Source organism: Carboxylicivirga sp. (assembly GCF_982718395.1).
The window spans coordinates 1-6,143 of sequence record NZ_CEXQWX010000251.1 but is presented as its reverse complement, the minus strand read 5'-3'; the positions used below and the strand labels follow the sequence as shown (position 1 = coordinate 6,143).

5 protein-coding genes are annotated in these 6,143 nt (G+C 40.5%); all 5 read left to right on the top strand.

The window, feature by feature from the left end:
* The first annotated feature begins 122 nt into the window (after nt 1-122).
* Entirely contained in the window at nt 123-1,613 is a 1,491-nt protein-coding gene (locus AC4MRQ_RS24550) for a hypothetical protein (RefSeq protein ID WP_491200374.1), read from the top strand.
* Nucleotides 1,614-1,692: 79 nt separating this feature from the next.
* Nucleotides 1,693-2,859, top strand: a complete 1,167-nt coding sequence (locus AC4MRQ_RS24545) for a TlpA family protein disulfide reductase (protein ID WP_491200373.1) — start codon at nt 1,693-1,695, stop codon at nt 2,857-2,859.
* A 154-nt stretch (nt 2,860-3,013) separates the two neighbouring features.
* Entirely contained in the window at nt 3,014-4,585 is a 1,572-nt protein-coding gene (locus tag AC4MRQ_RS24540; RefSeq protein ID WP_491200372.1) for an NHL repeat-containing protein, read from the top strand.
* Between the two features lie 25 nt (nt 4,586-4,610).
* On the top strand, nt 4,611-5,408 hold the full coding sequence (locus AC4MRQ_RS24535) for a hypothetical protein (RefSeq protein ID WP_491200371.1): 798 nt from the start codon (nt 4,611-4,613) through the stop codon (nt 5,406-5,408).
* A 27-nt stretch (nt 5,409-5,435) separates the two neighbouring features.
* Nucleotides 5,436-5,942 (top strand): TlpA family protein disulfide reductase, encoded by a 507-nt coding sequence (locus tag AC4MRQ_RS24530; protein WP_491200370.1) that lies wholly within the window; start codon nt 5,436-5,438, stop codon nt 5,940-5,942.
* Nucleotides 5,943-6,143: the final 201 nt, after the last annotated feature.

The following is a 6,143-nucleotide window of genomic DNA, read 5'->3' as shown; positions in this document are numbered from 1 at the left end:
TGTCAACCCAACATCCTCTTAGGTTAATTAAGGTTAATGTGCTCTTTTTCTTGTCATCCCTTATTATTTGAGGTTGTCATAGGGAAAAATGCGCATAAAACATCTGTATAAAACTAATGTATATGAAAACAATTAAAAGACTATTTGTAAGCTTGACGCTAGTGGTTTGCATATTAGGCTCATCTTTTGCACAAATCAATAAGTCAGACCTAAAAATTCTTTATGTCGGAGTCAACCCGGATAAGGAAATGACAGAAAAAGAAAAGCAACGCGTGGCCAATCCTGAGCGAATGGCTGCACTTATAAAAACACGTACGTCTGATTACGAAGCGTTTTTGAAACAGTATTTTAACTCAGTGGATGTTGTATATAGTGAAGATTATAAAGAAGGGCAATCTGCTAACTACGATGTGACGATAATTGATGATTACCTGCCGTCAATATCCGGCGGATGGATTGAAGATCCCGAGACTGGTGAGCGAACGTATGAAATGCCAAGGTACCTGACCGAAGACTTTAATCATGCTACGCTTATGATTGGTGAACCATCGGCTTATATTGGTCAGGGACGCCAATTAAAAATTGATCACCTGTGTTTGTGTTTAGATGCACATGCACATGGCATGAAGCTGGAACATCCGATTTTTCATAAGCCTTACCAGGTAAGTGTTAGCTACGAAGATATTAAAACTCCAGGCAACTACAAGGTGCGCTATGGTGGCAGAGATTTAGGCGATACCATGCCGATGTGGCGCATTCAAACCGAAGGCTACGAAGATGGTAAAGGCTTTCCGGTGGGACTGGTGTCAACAGGTTATGGCTTTGATAATGGCATTGATGCCGAACAAATATCCAATGGTAAATGTGCCAAGGGGGTTGAAGCAACAGCTATTGGCCGACATGCTAACTTTTTTCACTGGGGATTTGCGGCAGCTCCTGAATACATGACAGAAAGTGCCAAGCTGACTTTGATTAATTCAATACATTACATCGCACAGTTTAAAGGGGCGAAGCAGGTAACTAAAAAAATAAAGGGAACTAATTTACGCCTATACATGCGCGAGCAACAATGGACATTGTCTGATGAAGGATGGGCGCGTTGGGAGCATTACTTAAACAAAGGCATACCTAAAGCGAAAGAGCGTAAAAAGGAAATACAGGCCAAAAAAGATGCTGGTGAAGCCTTAGATGAAATGGAAAAAATGATTCTTCAGATGCCCATTAAAAAAGAAACACGAGAGTGGACCATTCGTCGTGAACCAGAAGAGCTGAAGAAGAAATTTGGCGAAGACTGGGCCGCATATGAGAATTACTATAAGGAAAATATGGATTATTTCTATGCCCTGGAAGGCGAATGGTACAAGAGTGCAGTCGATGAAGATGCTAAAGCGCTGGGCATAGCCAACTCCGATATTAAATTGCTTGAGACAGCCTTAAAAATGCTAAAAGATGATGAGCAGGCCGCAATAGCACAAGGCATACTGACTCGATATACAACCGAATCATTCGAAACAGCTGGTGAGTGGAAAAAATGGTACAAGCAAAATCGTAAGAACCTGTATTTCTCGGAAGGCGATTGTTTTAAATGGATTGTATTGCCTAAAGGTAATTAACAGCTTGGAGGCATTTTATTAAAGGTAATGAAGCGAGGTGACTCGCGGATTGATAATAACTAAATTAATACAGTAAATTATGGATATTAAGAAAAATATAAAATGGTTTTTAGCCGTATTTGTACTGGCAATGGTTTTTGCATTTACACCGGATAAAACAGATTTTGAGATTGTTATTACAGGAGGCGAACATTTCCCTGAAGGGGCAGAAGTGCATATCTCCAGAAGGCGTGTAGATAGCCTTCGAAAGTTTGAGACGATTATGCAGGAGAGCTTCAAAGATGGTGTAATTGCCTATAAAGGCCAAGTGGCAAGTCCTCATATGGTGAGTTTGAATGTACGTTCTGCTGATGGCAAAAAAATGCTCTCAGGCATTATTCTAATGGCCTTGGAGCCTGGCAAAACGGAGATTGACTTTACTTCAATGACCGAATTCACGTTTAAGGGAGGTAAATATAGTGAGATGATTATTAATCCGGTCATCAACGATCCTGCTTATCAGAAAGCAAATAAAGCAGTAAACGATCATAAAAAGAAAGGTGTTTCGTATAAGGATGAAGCAGCTATGAAAGAATATTACAGGCTCGGAGGAGTTGTGGGAAGAGCACGAGGTAAAGTTTTAGCCCGGGTCTATGAGCAACAGGATGATCCTTTGGCGAAACTCTTATTGCATAGTGCAGGCTATTTTTCTGGCAATAATGAAGTTGATATGAAAACAAGAGAGGAACTTGCCAATCAGTTGGGCGACAATCGTGAGGCCATATTAACCAAATTACAGGTGGAAGCAGCAAGGAAAACATATGCCATAAGAGCTACTTTGGATATAGGTAAAACCATAAAGGATTTTACAGCCAGTAATTTGGAAGGTGAAGAATTTCAATTGTCGGAGGTCTTGAAAAAGAACAAATACGTATTGGTAGAGCTATGGGCTTCGTGGTGCGGGCCTTGTCGTGCCGAGATTCCGCATATGAAGAGAGCTTACGAGGCTTTTCATGAAAAAGGCTTTGAGATCGTATCCTTTTCATTGGATGAGAAGCGTAAAGACTGGGAAAAAGCATCCAATGAGGAGAACATTCCATGGATCAATACCAGCGACTTAAAAGGTTATGAAAGCCCGGTGGCTAAAATGTTTTCACAACCGGCTGTCCCAGCCAACTGGTTGGTAGAAGCCAGCACCGGAAAAATTATTGCCAAACATGTGAGAGGCAAAGCCTTGGATCAGAAGCTGGAGGAGTTATTGCCGTAGCCATCTCATCCGAACAATGATTTTAACCCGAATTTGCAAATATATATACCGGGTGCATTAATATAGAGCAGTTCCCATTGGGTAACTGCTCATTTAAATAATTTAAAACGGATCGACAAACGAAAGAATTTTTAACCCACAAAGACAAAATAAAATGAAACAAATTGTAAGCGTGTTGCTTATTGTATTGGTGTTGGCTTCCTGTCAGGAAAAGAAAAGCGAAAACACTGCCAAGGTTAAGGTGAAAATAGAAGGACTGGAAGAGTTTGATTTCCTGGTAAAACGAGGATTTAAGGATAAAAACCCACTTAAGGTAAGTCTGAAAAATGGCGAATTCACCTGTGAGATTGCTAATGTGACGGAGCCAGAGCATTTGTTTATTGCATCAGCAGAAGAAAGCATACATTATCATGTGATGTTCTTCATCGAGCAGGGAGAGAATAACTACGAAGGCAAATTGGTACCGTCAGAATATAGCCCAAAGCATAAAGTCATTGAAAAGGTAAAGTTGGTTGCTTCACCAGTAAACCGGTTTGATGCGGAGTGGAATGCTAGACAAGAAGAATATAGAACTAAGTCGAACAAGTATTTCTACGAACATGGCAGAGAAGCAGCAAAAATATACAGTGATAGCTTAGAAACTGTGTTAAATGAGTGGGAATTGAACTGGATAAAGAATCATCCAAACGAGTGGTTTTCAGCTTACCAGGTTAATACCAGATTATCTCCCGGATCTGATGCAGCGACGCATGAGTTATTGCTTTCTTATTTGGATCCGGATATGGATAACAAGCAGGTGAGAAGCATGAAAGCCAAAATTAAAGAGCTGAAAAACACGGATGTTAAACTGGAAGATTTAATTCAGGCTAAGAATGTGCAGTATAAAGTTGACCCAACTTATAAAGGAGCAGACTACAAGCATGTCAGCTATATGTCAGCCATTGAGGGCAACAAGTTGTGCATATTAAACAAAGAAGGGCAGTTTACCATTGTTGATGCCAAGGGTCAGCCTGAGCATACTTTTACACTGGGAAGTAAGAGCCCGGCAACTAGTTTTGCCGTTAGTGCTGCTAATGAAATTTACGCCCTGACACCTAACTACAAAACCATTGTGAAGAAGCACCGTGGAAGAGAAATCAAAAAACAAGTGGTTGATGGCGTTGAATGTATTGTTGTTGATGCCAAAGGTACAGAAAAGAAACGCTTCAGCTTTGAAGGCCTTGGATCAGCGTCTGGTGCCAAGTTTATGAACAATCAATTAATTGTCTCCGATTTTGGCACTGCTAAATTATTCATCTTCGATGCACAAACAGGCAAAAAGAACTCCGAGATCGCTGATATGCGTCCATGTTGCGGTATTCTTGATTTCTGCACAGGAGAAAACAACCAGCTCCTGGTAGCCGATTTGGGTGCTTTCCGCGTTCAGGGCTACAAACTAACAGGCGAAAAAGTATTGGCCTTTGGTAAGCGCGGCAGCGATTTGGAAGAATTTCATGGCTGCTGTAACCCGGTCAATATTGGTCGTTTGTCAAACGGAGCCATCGTAACGGTAGAGAAGAGTCCGACCCGCATTAAAATATATTCACAGGATGGTGCCCGCCTGGTTGATGGTGTTGATGAGTTGGTAGAGGGCTGTGCTTACATCCCTATGGCTATCGACAAGGCGGATATCCTTTACCTGGCTTCACCGGAAAAAGGATTGGTGAAGTGTGTGGCTAAAGTGTAATTTCAATATCGTAAAAGCATAAACCATGAAAAAAGTATTAATTGTCGCTATCATAATGGGGTGTTTTACCTTGGTTAAAGCGCAAGACAATACCGTTCATCTTAAGGGTGAGCTGAGAAACTTTGACTCAGAAGCTAAAATGCATAAGGGAACGCCCAAAGCACAGCTTCTGAAAGAATCGATCCAAATCAAGTTGGATGATCAAAATCAATTTGAGATAAGCTTTGAATTGGATGAACCATCATACTTTGATCTGGGCCGAAATACCCTTTACTTATCTCCCGGTGATAATTTAGAGATGATGGTGGATAGGGATGTTCCCGGGAGTGTAGAGTTTAAAGGAACAGGAGCTGAAGCTTGTATATATCTGAAAAACCGTCCATTCCCTAAAGCAGGGTCTTATTTATATGGTACCAATATTTTGGATGGCGAACCAAGCGTTGAAGAAGTGGCTAAACGTGTAAGTAAACATGTAAAAGTCAAACAAAAGGAACTAAAGGCGCTAAAAAATGTCAGTCCGGCATTTAAGAAAATGGAGCATGGTCGTATTCTTTTTGATGCAGCCAATTCTTTAATGTCGTATGGCGGACGACTTGCTTATAAAAGCAAAGTTTCCCAGGAAAAGATGATGGCATTTATGGATAGTATCAGTGCCATCTATCAAAAAGATATCGATAAATACCTGGCTAAAGGGAATGATAAAGACTACCTCAACCTTGGGGTTTTCTTAGGTGTTAGCGATCGCTGCATAGAATTGTTTGGCGAAGATAATATAGCACCTGAAATTCTGGATTTTATGAAGTCGTATGAGCTGATTTATTAACTGAACAGTAAAGGCCCGGTAGAGGAGGTGCTCAGTCGTAAAGCTAAAGAGGAGGCTTCTTTTAAAACCGACGAATACAAAGCTATTTTAAATAAGGCTTTTGGCAAGTACAATCGATTAATACCCGGACAGAAAGCCCCGGTGTTTGAAATGAGTTCATTGGATGGGCAGCTTGTTTCATTGGAGCACTTTAAGGGTAAATTATTGGTTATTGACGTATGGGCTACCTGGTGTGGGCCTTGCAAGGCTGAATCGCCCTATTTTGAGGCTTTAGCCGAGAAATATGGCAGTGATGAGGTCGAGTTTATTTCCATTAGCATTGATTCATCCGAAAAACCATGGAAAGACTACCTGGCAGAACATGAAAAAACATCCAGCCAATACATCACGCAACGTCTAAAATTAGGAGCATATGAACTAATGACTGTTCCACGTTTTATGGTTATTGGTAAAGACGGTAACATTATTGATGCTTTTGCACCAATGCCCTCAAGCCCTGAATTTGAAGAAAAACTTACTAAAATTATTTTTTAAGACGTTTCATTAAGGGGAGTTTTATACTCTGGGCCTCATTCTCCGGAATGGGGCCTTTTCTTACTTTAATCTAATTTCATAGGCAGTGCTTAACCCGGAAAATTCATATAATTTTCAGGTAAATTGCTTTCGTAATTAAGATATATGAACCACAAATATACTCTAATAAAAAACAAGATTTTAAGCCACTTTTTCATTGGA